This is a genomic window from Alteromonas sp. KUL42, assembly GCF_006538325.1.
Lineage (GTDB): Bacteria > Pseudomonadota > Gammaproteobacteria > Enterobacterales > Alteromonadaceae > Alteromonas.
The window spans coordinates 274,000-291,533 of record NZ_BJKK01000004.1; the positions used below are offsets into that span (position 1 = coordinate 274,000).

General features: G+C 44.0%; 10 protein-coding genes and 2 pseudogenes. 2 read left to right on the forward strand and 10 right to left on the reverse strand.

Translation table 11 applies throughout. The features are described 5' to 3' along the window. Positions 1–24 precede the first annotated feature (24 nt). From EYR97_RS08375 to EYR97_RS08400, 6 genes are all read right to left on the reverse strand, one after another. On the reverse strand, positions 25–1,587 hold the full coding sequence (locus tag EYR97_RS08375) for a hypothetical protein (protein ID WP_131093390.1): 1,563 nt from the start codon (positions 1,585–1,587) through the stop codon (positions 25–27). A gap of 150 nt (positions 1,588–1,737) precedes the next feature. Further along, a complete protein-coding gene (locus tag EYR97_RS08380; RefSeq protein ID WP_131093391.1) occupies positions 1,738–2,199 on the reverse strand; it encodes a YaiI/YqxD family protein in 462 nt (153 codons plus the stop codon). 24 nt (positions 2,200–2,223) lie between these two features. After that, positions 2,224–2,985, reverse strand: a complete 762-nt coding sequence (locus EYR97_RS08385; RefSeq protein WP_131093392.1) for an SDR family oxidoreductase — start codon at positions 2,983–2,985, stop codon at positions 2,224–2,226. A gap of 33 nt (positions 2,986–3,018) precedes the next feature. Then, positions 3,019–3,786, reverse strand: a complete 768-nt coding sequence (locus EYR97_RS08390; protein ID WP_131093393.1) for an SDR family NAD(P)-dependent oxidoreductase — start codon at positions 3,784–3,786, stop codon at positions 3,019–3,021. Next, positions 3,783–4,790: an NADP-dependent oxidoreductase gene (locus EYR97_RS08395; RefSeq protein ID WP_131093394.1), complete on the reverse strand. Its 1,008-nt coding sequence runs from the start codon at positions 4,788–4,790 to the stop codon at positions 3,783–3,785. Before EYR97_RS08395 ends, EYR97_RS08390 begins: the two co-directional genes overlap by 4 nt. Positions 4,791–4,856: 66 nt before the next feature. Beyond that, on the reverse strand, positions 4,857–6,659 hold the full coding sequence (locus tag EYR97_RS08400) for an acyl-CoA dehydrogenase (RefSeq protein ID WP_131093395.1): 1,803 nt from the start codon (positions 6,657–6,659) through the stop codon (positions 4,857–4,859). A 138-nt stretch (positions 6,660–6,797) separates the two neighbouring features. Between EYR97_RS08400 and EYR97_RS08405 the strand changes: the two genes are divergently transcribed. Together EYR97_RS08405 and EYR97_RS08410 are read left to right on the forward strand one after the other, a co-directional pair. Further along, positions 6,798–7,790: a GlxA family transcriptional regulator gene (locus EYR97_RS08405; RefSeq protein WP_131093396.1), complete on the forward strand. Its 993-nt coding sequence runs from the start codon at positions 6,798–6,800 to the stop codon at positions 7,788–7,790. 249 nt (positions 7,791–8,039) lie between these two features. After that, positions 8,040–10,315 (forward strand): annotated as a pseudogene (locus tag EYR97_RS08410) (TonB-dependent receptor). Positions 10,316–10,392: 77 nt separating this feature from the next. Here the strand turns inward: EYR97_RS08410 and EYR97_RS08415 are convergent. The 4 genes and pseudogenes from EYR97_RS08415 to EYR97_RS08430 form a co-directional block, all read right to left on the reverse strand. Beyond that, the gene (locus tag EYR97_RS08415) at positions 10,393–10,749 is read right to left on the reverse strand and encodes a hypothetical protein (protein ID WP_131093397.1); all 357 of its coding nucleotides are present in this window, start codon (positions 10,747–10,749) and stop codon (positions 10,393–10,395) included. Between the two features lie 163 nt (positions 10,750–10,912). Then, positions 10,913–13,063 (reverse strand): prolyl oligopeptidase family protein, encoded by a 2,151-nt coding sequence (locus tag EYR97_RS08420; protein ID WP_242634957.1) that lies wholly within the window; start codon positions 13,061–13,063, stop codon positions 10,913–10,915. Positions 13,064–13,097: 34 nt separating this feature from the next. Next, positions 13,098–16,251 (reverse strand): annotated as a pseudogene (locus EYR97_RS08425) (efflux RND transporter permease subunit). Then, on the reverse strand, positions 16,251–17,483 hold the full coding sequence (locus EYR97_RS08430; protein ID WP_131093399.1) for an efflux RND transporter periplasmic adaptor subunit: 1,233 nt from the start codon (positions 17,481–17,483) through the stop codon (positions 16,251–16,253). The pseudogene EYR97_RS08425 and the gene EYR97_RS08430 overlap by 1 nt, the downstream one beginning before the upstream one ends. Positions 17,484–17,534: the final 51 nt, after the last annotated feature.

Genomic DNA, 17,534 nt, shown 5'->3' on the forward strand with positions numbered 1-17,534 from the left:
TAAATAAACAAAGATACACAAACTCTAGTATGAATCAGGATTGAATACGCCATTATAGCGACGCTGGTCGTCGCGCTTCCAAAACTCTATGGCAGGCACTTGGTTTTCCCACACGTCGGTTGCATTCCACGTATATTCATTGCGAAAGCGCAAATGAAAGAAGTCCATATCGTAGTGGCTACTTCGCCTGCTATCACTGAAAAATATATTGCTCTGTTTAGAGATAATAAATTCAGCCTGACTCAAGAATTGAATTTGTCGACTCGTAATTATCTTACAAATAGGCTCTTCTGGATCATTCGGGTAAAGTGAAGACACAATTGCCCTTTCTATTTCACCAGAGTCTTGTTGGATAACATACAAACCCGAGCCTAGTGGAAAGCGCCCCACCATGTTCATAAAGGCAGTCACATAAACCTCTCGATATATATCGTCGTCTCGCCCTTTGGCTAATACATCATAGGCTTGATAAATTTGCTGATAGTCAAAACCCTCTTTGGTTGAAAGTAAAAACGAAGCATACGTCATGGGGATACGAATAAGATCGCCTAGTTCATGCTTACTCGATTTTAGTGACGCCAGTATTTGTAAAATAAAAGAGAGTTGGCGTTTTTCCTGCTCAACATATGCCACCTTTTCTTCTGCACTGCTAAAAGGAATAGTTGGAATACCAATACCCAACTTCAAATAATCAATGCTTTTTCTATCTATAATTTCCAGCAGTTTGTTTCTTTCAGTTAAGTTCAGTTTTCGATAGCGGTCGTTACCAAATACTTGGTTTGCTTCAGGGCTATGCATTCCAATTGATTGCAGCAATGCCGCCTTAACGATGGGCTTTAAGACCTTTTCCCTGTAAGCCATTTTCATTTCCGCAGGCATAGGTAAAGGGTGTGTTTCATCGTTGTCATTTTCCACAATTTTGTCGGCCATCAAACTGTAGTTCTGACCTTTTGGAAATATCTTGGCCAATTCTGTATTCAAATATTTGTTGTCGAAGGTATGTTGCTGTCGCACTTCTTCAAACAATGCAATAGCTAACGCAGTGATATAAATTGGTTTATAGCGCTCATTTCTAATATGACGCACTTTCTCTTTTGGAGACGGAGTAGATAGGGCTATCGTCCCTAAAAACTGACTAAATATGCGCTCACCGTTAAGCAAGTTCAGCATATAATCGGTTAAATGGTCGAGTTGTTCATAGCGATTATTACGTTCAGATTTGAGCCTATCTTCGAGAGCTTTTAGTTCTTTATCGCTATTGGTTTGCTGTGCAACCAACCGTGCCATATAACGCTGAGCTGAAGGCTGACCTTTGATTGTGGGATATTTTCCCTTCTCTTTTTTGAAGCCTTCTATATATTCAATTTGGTCTTGATAGGTTTTTACTTTGTGTTTAAGTATCGTAAGGCGTTTGTAATCTTGGGGGTAATCTTCAAAGAAATGCTCTGCGTCTTTAACCAATTCGCGATAGCGTTGTCTGAACTCAGATATTTTACGAGAAATCTCGCTCACCATGGTGGGAATTTGTGACAGCTTTTCTTCTGCCCAAACTGGCTTCGCCTTTTTCGATTTACTATCAATCAGCATTTAACACCACATTCCCTAGCGCACGTTTTGACAATAGTTCTCTGCTCAACATTATTTCTCATTTTTCTTATATGCAGAATAAACAGATTGAGAAAACTATTCAACTTCGTAAAAAAGAGAAAGCAATCAGCACCATAGAATCATTCAGAACTATTTCTTAAGCGCGCGAAGACCTTGGGTAAGTAGTCTATCTAACGCATTGGCAAAATTTTGCTTGTCGCGCTGAGAAAACGCTTTTGGCCCACCGGTATGCTCGCCGCTTGAACGCATGGTATCCATGAAATCACGCATGGTAAGCGCAGCCCTTATCGACGATTTATCATATTCATCGCCACGGGTATTTAAGGCCATAGCATTTTTAGCTAACACATCAGATGCCAGTGGGATGTCAGAGGTGATCACCAAGTCCCCTGCATTGCATTTTTCAACAATATAATCGTCTGCTGCATCAAAGCCAGACGGTACGAGCGTAAGGGTAATGTGTTTATCTGGCGGAACAGACATGGAATGGTTTGCAACTAAAGACAAAGGCAGCCCTGTACGTCGGGCTGCCTTAAATAAAATATCTTTAATTACTGAAGGGCACGCATCCGCGTCAACCCATATATGCATAGTACTATCTCTATCGCGTTACTTTTACGCTAGCATACCACCATCAACAACCACTGTCGTGCCTGTTGTATAGCTTGATGCGTCAGACACTAAGTACAATACCGTGCCCGCCATTTCGTCTGGATCAGCCACACGTCCTAGTGGGATCACTTTAAGCGCGTGATTCAAAATTTGCTCATTAGTGGTAAGCGCTGACGCAAACTTAGTATCAGTAAGGCCAGGTAATAACGCGTTTACACGGATATTTAGCTTGCCGCACTCTTTAGCAAAAGATTTTGTCATGCTGATAACCGCAGCTTTGGTAATTGAGTAGATGCCCTGCATGTCGCCAGGTGTTACACCATTTACCGATGCAGTGTTAAGAATAACGCCACCACCCTGCTCTTTCATCATTTTACCGGCTTCAATAGACATGAAGAAATAGCCGCGAATGTTTACATCTACGGTTTTGTTATAGGCACCTAGGTCGGTATCAAGAATGTGGCCAAAGAACGGGTTGGCAGCGGCATTATTCACCAAGATATCTAACTTGCCGAAGTCCTTTTTAATGGTCTCAAACGCTTGTGTAATTTGTTCCATCTCACCTACGTGGCAAGCTAATGCTGTAGCCTTACCACCCGCATCGCGAATTGATGACGCGACCGCTTCACAACCATCAATTTTGCGGCTAGATACAATAACATGAGCACCGTATTGCGCTAAAAGGCGCGCAATTGATTCACCAATACCACGGCTAGCACCTGTTACCAGTGCCACTTTTCCAGTCAAATCGAAAAGATCTTTCATAATACATTCCTTAATTCGTTGTGATTTTTATTACTAGGCCAGCATTCCGCCGTCTAACACGACAGCTTGTCCGGTCATAAATGACGACTCGTCACTACATAACCATGCTATGGCATTGGCAATTTCTTCTGGTTTACCCAAACGCTTCATGGGGTTTGCACCAATGAGATTTTTTTGTCCACGCTCGTCAAGCTTCGATAACACTCCCTGTACCATAGGTGTGTCCACAAAACTCGGGCAAACGGCATTAATGCGAATATTAGCGCGTGCGTATTCCACCGCCGCCGATTTAGTCAACCCCACTACACCGTGTTTAGATGCACTGTAAGCACTTATCATTGGTGCTGAGCGAAGGCCAGCAACAGAGGCGATGTTAATAATATGACCACCTCCGGTAGCCGTCATGTGCTTAAGTGCGTTTTTCATGCAATACCACACGCCCGCTAAATTCACCTGAATGTTTTTCATGAACATGGCATCGTCAACTTCAGTCAAAGGCGCGGGGAAATGATCGATACCGGCGTTATTGATAATGACATCAACTTTTTCTGCTTGACTAAACGCGCTGGTAAACATGGCTTTAACTTGCTCAGGCTCTGTAACATCTACAGCTACGCCATAGGCTTTACCACCAGCTTCCTGAATTTCTTTAACCAAAGCCATTGCGTTGTCTTCGTTCAAATCAGCAATGCCTACCAGTGCGCCACGAGAAGCCAGTACTCTTGCTGACGCGGCGCCAATACCTGAGCCGCCTCCGGTAATGAGAATATGCTTTCCTTCAACATTTGCCGCTACGTTCATGCTTCATGCTCCACTTTCAAAACTAACTTGCCAAAATTTTCGCCTTTAAACAGCATCATTAAAGTTTCAGGGAAATTTTCTAGCCCCGATACCACGTGCTCTTTGGCTTTTAGCTTGCCTTCAGCAATCCACGTAGCCATATCCTTCGCTGCAATTGGGTATTCTTTGGCATTATCAAATACAACTATGCCTTCCATACGCGCCCGATTAACAAGTAAAGACAAATAATTGGCAGGACCTTTTACCGGTGTAGTGTTGTTGTATTGGCTGATGGCACCACAAATTACAATACGCGCATGCAGGTTGATGCGCGTTAACACGGTATCGAGAATGTCGCCACCAACGTTGTCGAAATACACATCAATGCCTTTGGGGCACGCGTCTTTTAAGGCACCGTGAAGCCCTTCGGTTTTGTAGTCTACTGCTGCGTCAAAACCAAGTTCGTTGACAAGGTAATCACACTTGTCTTTGCCGCCAGCAATACCCACAACACGACAGCCTTTTATTTTGGCAATTTGCCCTACTACGGTACCAACCGCACCAGCGGCACCAGAGACAACCACTGTCTCACCTTCTTTAGGCAGACCAGTTTTCAGTAAACCGAAATACGCTGTCATACCCGGCATACCTAATACGCCTAAATAACGCTCTAGCGGCGCAAGCGCGGGGTCAACTTTGTGAACACCTTGCTCGCTAACTACTGCGTATTCCTGTACGCCAAAGTGACCATAAACATGATCGCCAACGGCAAATTTGTCAGATTTTGACTCTATCACCTCACCCACAGTACCTGCGCGCATTACTGCACCAATTTGAACGGGCTCAATATAACTTTTGCCATCGTTCATCCAGCCACGCATAGCAGGGTCAAGAGAGATGTACTTAATTTTAACGGCAATCTGACCGTCGTCGACATCAGGTAATGTGACGTTAGCAAGTTGCCAATTTTCACGAGTAGGCTCACCGACAGGACGCTTAGCAAGTTGCCACTGTTTATATTCCATGATTGTGTCCTTATTTGAATGTAATAAGGCGCGGTGTAAACACTACGCCGTATTCATTTAGTCTTATTAAAAATAACTCGCTTTTACTGCGTTACACGTTGCCTCATGAGAGGTAAGTACTTCTATATCACGAGAGACTAAAGGCAACTCCCAATTTAAGAAATATTCCGCTGCGGCCATTTTACCTTCGTAAAAATCAACGTCTTGTTCTTGTACGCCATTGACCAATGCCTGTTCAGCCACATTGGCCTGACGTAGCCAGATCCAGCTCACCACACAACTTGAAAACACATTCAAGAAACAACTTGCATTGGTCATTAAGATGGCTTGTTTATCTGAACGTAAGTCCGCAGCAGCCTGTTGGATAAGGGCGCCCAATTTATCTAGATAGGGTTTCAACTTGCCAGCTAGCGCTTGTGCTCGTGGAGTTTCTGCATGCTTCATATCTTCAGTCACGCGGGCAAGTAATACTTGAAGCCCTTTACCGTCATGCTGCCAAAGTTTACGACCTAATAAGTCAAGCGCTTGAATGCCATTAGTACCTTCGTGTATAGGGTTTAATCTATTGTCACGCCAGCATTGCTCAACCGGGTATTCTCGGGTGTAGCCCGCTCCACCTAGAATTTGAATAGCAAGGTCGTTTGCTTTTGGACCAAACTCAGAAGGCCATGCTTTGAAAACCGGCGTTAGCAAATCGAGTAATTGTGATAACTCGGTACGCGCATTTTCTTCAGTCTCTGTTTCAAGCTCATCAATAAGCATGCTGCCGTATAAACACAATGACATACCACCTTCACAATAGGCTTTTTGTGCCAGTAACATGCGACGTACATCACCGTGATTAATTATCGGTGTTGGAGCGTATTCAGGAGCAAGGTTCGGTGCCGCGCGGCCTTGTGTTCTGTCCTTTGCATACTCAAGTGAATAGCGATAGCCGCGATAACCAATCATAGCTGCGCCATAACCAACGCCAATACGCGCCTCATTCATCATCATGAACATATAACGCAAACCTTGGTGGGGCTCACCAATGAGGTATCCATGACAATCGCCATTTTCACCAAATGTAAGTGCAGTAGAAGTCGTTCCGCGATAACCCATTTTGTGAATAAGGCCGGCAAGGGTTACGTCATTGCGCGCATCAGGGTTACCTTCAGCATCTAAACGGTATTTAGGCACGGCAAAAAGAGAGATACCTTTCACCCCTGCCGGGCCGCCGGGGATCTTGGCAAGAACCAAGTGAACAATATTGTCTGACAACTCGTGTTCACCGCCTGAAATATAAATTTTACTGCCCTTTATACGGTATGTACCGTCGTCTTGCGGTCTTGCTGATGTACGAATATCAGCCAGAGAAGAACCCGCATGCGGCTCGGTTAGCGCCATGGTGCCGGTAAAGTCGCCTGTGAGCATCTTTGCAAGAAACGCATTTTTGATCTCGTCAGAGGCAAAGTGCTTAATTACGTTTGCTGCCGCGGCGGTTAGAAATGGGTATGCTGTCGACGAAGGGTTAGCAGCAAGAAAATACCCTGCACATGCATTCATCACAGTGACAGGTAATTGCATTCCACCATCTTCGTAATCGAAGTGACCTGCAATAAAGCCAGACTCTCTGTAGGTGTCAAAAGCAATTTTGACATCGTCAATCATTGACACTTTCTTACCGTCAAAGGTAGGTTCGTTTTTGTCAGCAACCGCATTATGGGGAAGAAACAACTCTTCAGCCATCTTTTCTGCCATATCGATGACAGCGTTAAACGTTTCTACATTGTGCTCTTCAAAACGAGTTTTATCACATAATGCAGCAGTATTAAGTACTTCATACAATTGAAATTGCATTTCACGACGGGGTATCAGTTGGTCAGCCATGGTGTCCTCCACGAAAACTTGTTAACACATTGTGTCATATTCGTTATCATGTCATTATTGTCATTAATGACACAATTATGGCTAATACCGCCAACAATAAGTGAAAATTATCACTGACCAACAAATTCGATTATTTATATGAATAAACCTCCTTACATCGTCACCGTACTAGGTTTTAATCAAGCACTAGCCTCTGCTATTACCGGGGCACTCGATGTATTTGCGTTTGCGGGCGTAAGTTGGCAGCGCATCCACCAAATGCCAACAACACCTCAATTTAAGGTGCAATTAGCCAGTGCCCATGGTCAGCCATTCTTATGCTCTAACCAAGTGACACTAAACCCCAATATCGCCATTGAAGATGTATCACATACTGACATTTTACTTATACCTACCATAGGCGGTGACATTGATGCTGTATTAGAAGATATTCAACCTCAACTTGTGCATATCAGGCGACTACAAAAAATGGGGGCAGACATTGCAGCAAATTGTACCGGCACATTTATTTTGGCAGAGACAGGTTTACTTGCTAATAATGTGGCGACAACCCACTGGGGTTATGCCGATAAGTTCAAGGCGCGCTACCCCGATGTTGATTTGCAGTCAGACAAAATGGTGACGCAAGCTGATTCTGTTTACTGTGCCGGCGGTGGTATGGCGTGGATAGACTTGTCGATATTATTGATAGAGCGATTTTGTGGTCATCAAGTGGCCAGTGACACAGCTAAGTCTCACGTTTTGGACGTTTCAAGAACCAATCAGACCATTTACGCGAGTAGTCGACAACGTCATTTTCATTCAGACAAAGATATCAGCGCGGTTCAGTCTTACCTAGAGCAACATTTACACACTAAATTTACTTTGGCTGAGCTGGCCCATATCCATAATATGACAGAGCGTACATTAATGCGTAGGTTCAAAAATGCCTGTGACACTACGCCGTGGCAGTATTTACAATCACTTCGTATAGAGCATGCGCGAAAGCTACTCGAAACCACAAGCATGTCGCTAGAGAAACTGGTGTATGCCGTAGGCTATGAAGACATGAGCTCATTTACGCGACTATTTAAAAAGACGACAGGTCTGTCGCCTTCACAGTACCGCGCTAAATTCAATCGCACACGATGATTTGTTTGAAGTATGCCGCCCTAGGTTAGTGCATCCTTTTTAACTTTTTGGCACTGCATGGTGCATAAATCTCAGCCAAAACCCCAAAGCTCCCTAATAGGGCAACAAATCGTACAAAATCGGTGCAATTTGCACAAATTTAAGGTTTTTATATTAAAGTTTGTGTAAAATTCCGCGCCGAGGATGGTAGTCATTCAGTTCCTCACAACACTACATAAGTAAAAACCTAATAATCATCTTGGTGGAAACATGAGATCACATAAAATCGCCACGCTAGCTCTTGCTGTTAGTGCCGCGTTCAGCTCATCAGTTCTTGCACAAGAGGCCGCAACGACAGTAAAAAAGAAGCCTCACTTGAACAAATTACCGTTACTGCGCAAAAGCGCACACAGTCAATACAGGAAGTACCTATTTCTGTTGCAACACTTAGCGGTGAAAAATTCGAAAGCCTATTTTCAGGTGGTGAAGACATTCTTGCTCTAGCCGTTCGCGTGCCGGGTCTATATGCAGAGTCATCTAACGGACGCGTAGCGCCTCGCTTCTATATTCGCGGTTTGGGTAACACCGACTTCGACTTAGCGGCTTCTCAACCAGTTTCTATTATCATGGACGAAGTGGTAATGGAAAACGTTGTTCTTAAAAGTTTCCCATTATTCGACGTTCAGCAAGTAGAAGTACTTCGCGGACCTCAAGGTACACTTTTCGGTCGTAACACCACGGCAGGTATCATTAAATTTGATACGGTTAAACCTACTCAAGATGTAGAAGGTTATGCCAAAGCTGGCTTTGGTTCATTCGGTACGATGAACTTTGAAGGTGCTATTGGTGGTGGTCTAACCGACGACCTATCTGCACGTTTATCAGTTTTATCACAAGAGCGTGACGATTATATCGACAATGCTTTTACTGGCGAAAGCGACGCTATTGGCGGTTATGACGAAAAAGCCTACCGCTTACAGTTATTGTGGGAACCATCGGCTGATTTCTCTGCATTGTTAAATGTACATGGTCGTGAACTCGAAGGTACAGCTTCTATCTTCCGTGCGAACATCTTCGACAAAGGCAGCAATGACCTAAACGGCAATTACGACCGTGAAACGGTATATTACGATGGTGACCTTGAAGGTAACGGCATCGATAACAACCCACAAGAATACGATGGTTTTGGTGCATCACTGAAACTAGAATACGACATGGATGACGTTACATTCACTTCAATCTCGGCAATTGAAACTGCTGAAGGTTCAAGCCTTGGTGATGTTGACGGCGGTTACAACAATGCTGACGGCGCTTCAGGCCCTGGCTTTATTCCATTCTCAGCGGTAACCCAAGACAACTTGGATGATCTTGAGCAATACACTCAAGAGTTCCGTTTATCTAGTAACACACGCGATGCCATGAACTGGCAAGTAGGTGCGTTCTATTACGATGCGTCTTTCAATGTAACCAGTATTGATGGATTCTTCGGTGCGACAACCGTATTCCATGAAAACCAAACATGGGCGGTATTCGGCCAAAGCTCTTATCAAGTAAACGACAAGCTTAACATCACGGGTGGCTTGCGTTATACACACGACTCGAAGCGCCTTGAAGTTGGCGATCAAAACGTAAATGGGTTTGCTCTGGTAATTGGCGCAGCTAGCGTTCAAGACTATGACGACATCGATGTTGACGACGGTCAAATGAGCTACGAGTTAAGTGCAAACTACCGCGTAACTGACGACATGTCACTTTTTGCTCGTTATGCTAACGGTTTCCGTGCTCAGACTATCCAAGGTCGTGACGTTGCTTTTGAAGGTGCGCCTTCTGTTGCAGATGCTGAAACAATTAACTCATTTGAAGTTGGTGTGAAATCAGACCTACTTGATCGCACATTGCGTTTAAATGCAGCAGCGTTCTACTACACCGTTGATGATATGCAGTTCTCTGCTATCGGCGGTGGAAACAACTTTACAGCACTTGTGAATGCAGACAAAGGTGAAGCCTATGGTTTCGAAGTGGATGCACAATGGCTAGCTACTGATGAGCTAACGTTCACAGCTGGCTACAGCTACAACCACACAGAAATTCAAGATGATTCATTGACTGTTTCTCCTTGTGGTACTGATGCATCTTCAGGCTTTACAGGTAACTGTACAGTAACTGATCCTCGCCCTGACGGTTTTGTTGCTTCTATTGATGGTAACCCGTTCCCACAAGCGCCAGAGTCAATTTTCAACTTTACCGCGCGTTATACCATTCCAATGGGTGACGACGGCGAATTCTTCGTTTTCACTGACTGGGCATTCCAAGGTGAAACCAACATCTTCTTGTATGATGCTGTTGAATTCAAAACAGACGATAACTTCGAAGGCGGTCTTCGCATTGGTTACGAAAACTTTGCTCACAACTACACTGTGGCACTTTTCGGCCGTAACATTACTGATGAAGATAACGTGAAAGGCGCTATCGACTTCAACAACTTAACCGGTATTATGAACGAACCACGCGTTTGGGGTGTTGAGTTCAAATACACTTACTTCTAAGTTGTAATTACGCTGTAAATCAGCGCAAACATACGCTCAAAAAGCGGTAATAGCGAATACGTTACTACCGCGTTTTTTTATGCGGCAATGGGCATATCCGCCGCTTTAAACTGAACGAGTTGTTGTAACTTTCGGCATACTTTTACCCATCTTGCCACTTTTTGATAATACACCTGCTCTATCAACGTTCCCTTTTCATCAAATAAAAAGCTCGCCAATTTGCCTTTGTTTCCTGGCATATAAAAATGATGCACCGTGAAAAACTGTGACAAGGGTGCGTACACCACCTTTTGATACATGCAAAAAGGTAGTGCATTAGCGCGCTCATCGCCGCCAGATAATCGCAGACGACGTTGAAAAGAATCGGCACCAAAATCTGCCAAAATGCCATGCTTAGCAATAAGTTGATCAACGGCTTTAATACCTGTTTGCATAGTGTTTCTCCTATTAGCCAATTTTAGAAACATAACAACTCATTAGATTCAAAATAAACCATACTGATATTTATACAGTATAATTTGATTTGTACAAAATGCAAACAAAAAAGCCGCTCTAATTAAGCGGCTTAATACAACTGATTGATTTATCTTGTTTTGACTATTTAAGTGCAGACTCCAAAAATGCCCATTGATCGGCATAACCTTCTATTCTCATCCATGTCGGTGTACCTGCCCCATGCCCTGCACGCGTTTCAACGCGAAGCAAAACAGGGTTATCGCAGCTTTGATCAGCTTGCAATTGAGCCGCAAATTTATAACTGTGCCACGGTACTACCCTGTCATCGTGATCGCCTGTTGTTACTAAGGTTGCTGGGTAACAGGTACCAGACTTGGTATTGTGCAACGGAGAGTATGCATAAAGCGCTTCAAACTCCTCTTTGTTTTCACTTAAACCATAGTCAGATGACCATGCACGAGCATTTGCGCTAGGTGTATGATAACGAAGCATATCAAGTACACCCACGGCAGGTAATGCCGCGGCGAACAATTCAGGGCGTTGAGTTAACGTAGCGCCAACTAAAAGCCCTCCATTAGAGCCCCCTTGAATACCTAGTTTTTGTGGTTGGGTATAACCGCGCTCAATTAGATATTCTGCGCCAGCGATAAAGTCATCGAACACATTTTGCTTGTCGAGCTTTGTACCTGCTTTGTGCCATTGCTGACCGTATTCACCACCACCTCGAAGATTGGCGATAGCCAGTACATTACCTTGTTCAACCCACACCATTCGGGATACAGAATAGCTCGGGGTTAATGAAATATTAAACCCACCATAGCCGTATAGCAGTGTTTTATTGTTACCGTCTAGCTCTAGACCCTTTTTATGCACAATAAACATCGGCACTTTGGTGCCATCTTTACTCGTAAAGAATACTTGCTTGGTTTCATAGTTGTCGTAATTGATACCAGTATCAATACTCTTGAATAAAGCAGATTCACCACTTTTAACATCGTATGTGTAAACTTGACCAGGATTGGTGAAGCCCGTTAGTTTGTAAAACGTAGTACTTGCACTTTCACTACCGTAAAAACCAGACACGTTGCCAATATCTGCAAAGGTCAGTTCGTCCACTTTCTTGCCGCTTAAATCAAAAACAGACACTTCGGCTTTCACATCTTTCAGATATTGAGCAAACAATTTCCCACCTAATAAAGAAACACTTTTCAATGTGTCTTCTGTGCTATTAATTACCGTAGAAACTTGTTTGACTGTTTTATCAAACTCAACTTTAAGCACTTTGCCTGTGGGGGCGTTAGCTGTGGAGGTGAAGAACAACGCATTGCCTTTTTCACCAATAAGATCATAACGTCCATCCCACTTGTCAAAAATTGGCACTAATTCAGCGCTTTCGTCAGTAAGCGATTTAGCGTAGACCCCATTTGCCTGATAGCCTTCGAAAACTGAAATCAGCAACGTGTTGCCATCTTGAGCTACCGAGGCGTAAGGGTTCCACGTAGGCTTATCGTCAAAACCGAAGATCAGCTTATCTTCAGTTTGCAATGTACCTAACTGATGAAAATAGATAGACACGTTTTGGCTATCATCATAGTTACCCTGTGCATTTTTAGGGTAACGAGAGTAGTAAAAGCCAGATTCATCAGGTAACCAAGACACGCCCGTAAACTTAACCCCTTCTATCACATCGGTCATATCGGCCTTAGATTCGATATTACGAACATGAATAGTTTTCCAATCGGTGCCCCCGTCCGACAACATATAAGCTAAAAAGGACGCCTTCGGGCTAACTTCGGTTGATGCCATAGACACAGTACCGTCGTCACTTAATGCATTAGGGTCAATAAGTACGCTTGGCTTCCCTTTCAAACCATCGGCGACATACATCACATATTGATTCTGTAACCCATTGTTATAGCTATAGAACAACTTATCTTTCACCATGTAGGGCGTTGAGTATTTCTCGTAGTCCCACAACGCAGTTAGGCGTTCTTTGTAATGCTCACGTGATGGTAGTTTAGACAAATAAGGTCTAGATAAGGTGTTTTGCGCGTTTACCCACTGAGAGACTTCCGCGTCTTTCTCGCCTTCCAACCAACGATACGGATCACTTACTTTGGTTCCGTGATAATCGTCAACTTGATCAACCGTGCGGGTTTTTGGATAAGCGCCAACACTAGGCATAGCCATAGGCTGCTGCACTGTTGTTTCTATGGTTGAATACGTACCGGCACATGCCACTACCAAACCTGCCGTTGCCGCAACAAATGTCATTTTTATTATATTTTTCATCAATTCTTGTCCTTAAATAAGCAAAGTGCCGGTATTAACCAGCACTCTCTATTTCATTATCGCTTGTCACGTTAGCGTGCTTCCTACCTTTAAACACATTTTTTAAATCATCTAAAATCAGATACAACGCAGGGACCAATAGCAACGTAATTACCGTGGCGAACAAAATGCCAAAGGCCAAAGAAATTGCCATAGGAATAACAACTTGAGCCTGAAGACTACGTTCAAACACAATCGGCATAAGGCCCATGAACGTTGTCAGTGACGTGAGTATTATGGCTCTAAAACGCTGTGTGCCGGCACTTATCGCCGCATCCATCAACGACAAACCTTCTTTGCGCGCGCGATTGACAAAATCAACCATGATCAGACTGTCGTTAACCACCACGCCCGACAAGGCGATTATTCCACAGATAGACAATACGCTCACGGCCATTCCCAACACAAGGTGACCCACAATTGCCCCTACAATACCAAATGGGATAACCGACATAATAATGAACGGTTGGCTATACGAACGAAGCGGAATAGCTAGTAAGGTATAAATAGCAAAAAGTGCAAACAAGAGCCCCTGCATTAAGCTGAACATCGCCTCGGCTTGCTCTTTAGAATTACCTTGTAGTTGAAATTCAACATGAGGATAACGGGCCAGTAAATCAGGCATCATTTTTTCAATAACGTCATTGGTCACTTCTGATGGGTCGAGCAAGGCTTTATCTACCGCCGCTGTAACCGTAACAGAGCGCTTACCATCTACGCGAATGATAGAGTCAAAGCCTTGACCAACCTTGAATGTCGCTACTTGCTCAAAAGGAATTTCCTGACCGTTTGGCGCCCGAATACGCATATTCTCCAAGTGCTCAACTGAGCTGCGCTCCGTTTTCGGATAACGCACCATCACTTTAATCTCTTCATCATCGCGCTGAATTCGCTGAACTTCAGCACCGTAGAAGCCAAAGCGAACTTGCTGACCTAGTTGCTGCAAGGTAATGCCCAAAGCGTCTGCTTGTGGCTTTAACGCCAGCTGAATTTCTTCGCTGCCCCCAGAGAACGTGTCGTTAATATCGGTAACACCTTCGTAAGCGTCCAGCGCCTCTTTCAATTCATTGCTAATAGCACGCAACGATTTGATGTCGCTTGAGCTAAACTCGAAGCTCAAATCTGAGCCACCACCAGGGCCGCCCGGCGAGGCAATATTAAACGACTTAACACCTGGTATTTCCGGTAACTCTTCACGCCACATATTTTGAATTTCAAAATCGGTTAGTGTTCGCGTTTCACCTTTTGTTAACTCAGCAAATATTTCACCACCAAGATTACCGTTATCAAATGCAATAGCGTGCTTGATGACGTTTTCGCCACTATCTTCAGCTATTTTGTCGTCCATACGATGCATGGCTTCACGCAATGTGGTTAATACTTCATCGCGCTGTGTCAAGGATGAACCCGGTTCAAGTTCAAAGCTGGCAATCATAAAATCGCTGGGAATATTCGGGAAGAACACAAAGCGCACAATACCACCACCAAATAATCCCACAGTTAATATTAACATTGCGGTAAATACGGCCACAGTGGTGTAACGGTTGCGAACGGCCTTCGCCAGAAACGGCGCATACGAGTTGTGAATAAAGGGTTTTTATTCCTTCGCTAAAAATGTCTCTGAATCGTTGAAACGCATTGGCTTTTTGCGGATCGTAAGGCTTTAGCTTCATATGCACCAAGTGGGCAGGAAGGATAAGTTTAGATTCAATAAGCGAGAAAATGAGGCAGACAATAACTACCATGCCGATAGTTTTCCAAATGATCCCAAAAGGCCCTGATACCATTAACATAGGAGAAAATGCCGCTATGGTGGTTAAGACACCAAAAGTTGCGGGCATAGCAACCTTTTTTACCCCCGCAATAACGTTATCCGTGCTATGGCCCTTTTTATCTATCTCTGAATAGGCCGACTCCCCCATAATAATGGCGTCGTCAACCACAATCCCCAGCACAAGGATAAACGCGAATAAGCTAAGCATGTTGATTGACACACCCACCATATCTAGTGGCATAACCAACAAAGTTCCTAAGAAGCACACCGGCAGACCAACAATAACCCAAAACGCCAATTTGATTTTTAGGAAAAGTGATAAAACCAGAAATACCAACAGCGCACCAAAAAACATGTTCTCTAACATCATGTTAAGGCGATCAGCTAGATAAAATGAGCTATCGCCCCATGTATCAGCGGTAATGTGAGCTGGGAACTCCGCCTTTTTGGTGTCGATGTAGTTATTTACTTGCTTTGAAATCTCAAGCGCGTTTTGATCGCCCACCGCTCTAACACGCAAACTGACAGCCGGCTTATCGTCAAATAATGCGTATTGGTTATTTTCAATGAACCCATCATTAATGTACGCCACATCACCTAAGGTGACTCGGGTACCATTGGCATTGGTTACTAACACGATTTGCGAGAAATCCCAGCCGGTGTACGCTTGACCTTTCGTTCTTAACAAAATATCGCCATTTTCAGTGCGTATTGAGCCACCGGGCAAATCAACACTGGTTTGGCTTAAGCGCATTACCACGTCAGCAAAGGTTAAGTTGTATTTTTGTAAGTCGACTTCAGAGAGTTCAACAGAAATTTCGTAGTCGCGAGCCCCTACCACTTGTACACTTGAAATACCGGGTAGGTTGGCAATGTCATCTCGAAGATCTTTGGCAAACTCCTTAAGTTCACGTTCAGACGCATCGCCATATACAGATAACCAAATTACGTCTTGTTGAATTTTTTGACGATAAATAACCGGCTTTTCAGTATCAGCAGGAAAACGAGGAATGGCATCAACCTGTACTTTTACTTCGTCAAGTAAGGCCTGAACGTCATAGTCATCTTCAACTTGAATACTGACCGTACCCATACCTTCAACGGCAGTCGCATTCAGCTGCTTAATACCCTCAAGATCTTTAATGGCTTCTTCAATTTTAAGCAGTACGCCTTCTTCAACCTCTTGCGGCGCCGCACCAAGATACGGTACGCGAACGTTTATCACGTTGATTTCAAAATTGGGAAATACTTGCTTTTGAATATTTACCGCACCAAATAAACCACCAACAATCAATAGCCACATCAGCAGATTCGCGGCAACGCTGTTGCGCGCGAACCAAGCAATTAAGCCACTTTGTGTATCAATGCGACTCATTACTCACCTCCACTCGAGGTATTACTTTCAATTTTGTCTTTATCTTCGCCTTTGTCGGTTTTGGCTTCATCAGACAATACTGGCTCGTCACCCGGTAAACGTACCTTCATTCCGTTATATGGATTCGGTACTGCCGATGTCACCACCAAACTCCCCTCTCCCAAACCACTTTGAATGAAAACGTCTTTGGCGGTTGTTCGCGCAATTTCCACGGGCTTAATTTCAATCTCTCGATTGTCGTTTACCGTTAAAATGGTGTTGTCTAACCGCAAAATACTGCGCGGTAGCACCATTAAGTTCTCTGTTTGACGGGATGTGATTTGCGCTTCAACAAATTGACCAAAACGCAATGGAGCGCCTCGTTCGCCATGCACCGAGTAAGGATCTTCAACTTCAACGATGGCATAAATAACACGGCTTCCCGTATCTAAGACACCTTCACTGCGCACCAATTTGCCTTGCCATGAACGCATGACACCACCTACGGTTGCACTTAGCTTAACCGGTGCGCCTTCGCTTTTTTGACTAGCAATGCTTACAAACATTAAATCGCTATCTGTAATGGGTAAACGCACTTCAGCGGTATCGGTAGAATAAATCATACCAATTGACGAGCCTGTCGATACAAACTGCCCCAAGTCAATATTGCGCTCAACTACAATACCATTGTATGGCGCGATAATTTGAGTTCGAGACAGGTTACGCTTGGCACGTTCAAGCTTCGCTTCTTGCGCTTTGACATTTGCTTGTTCTTTGGCCAATTGAGGCTTTCTCAACCCCAGTTCAGGCGGCGCAACACTTTTCACTGAACGCCATTCCTGCTCGGCAACTTTTCCACGAGCAATCTCTTCTTGAAGCGCTGCTTGTGCTTGCGCTAACTCGGCTTCAGCAAGCTTGAGATCTGTGCGATAGTCATCTTGCTCTAACGTAGCAAGTACATCACCTTTTTTAAACGTGCCACCAGCGATGAAATTTTCTGAAAGGCTGACTACCTGACCGCTCACTTGCGCACTTAAGGTCGTTTTATTGCGAGGTACAACGTTGCCTTGCGAATGAACAATAAAACTCACATTCTCAGAGTAGACTTCTTTTGCATCAACCAAGAACGCGGGCACCTCTACCGGTACTTGTTCTGGAGGTTTACGTGCACTAATCATGACAGCTGCAGCTACGAAGGCGACGATAATTATGACAAGGGGAATGCCACTTTTCATCAAGATGGAGTTTTTCATTTACTATCCCTAGAAGTGCGAAGGCCGTTACATCAACAAAATAATGGTTAT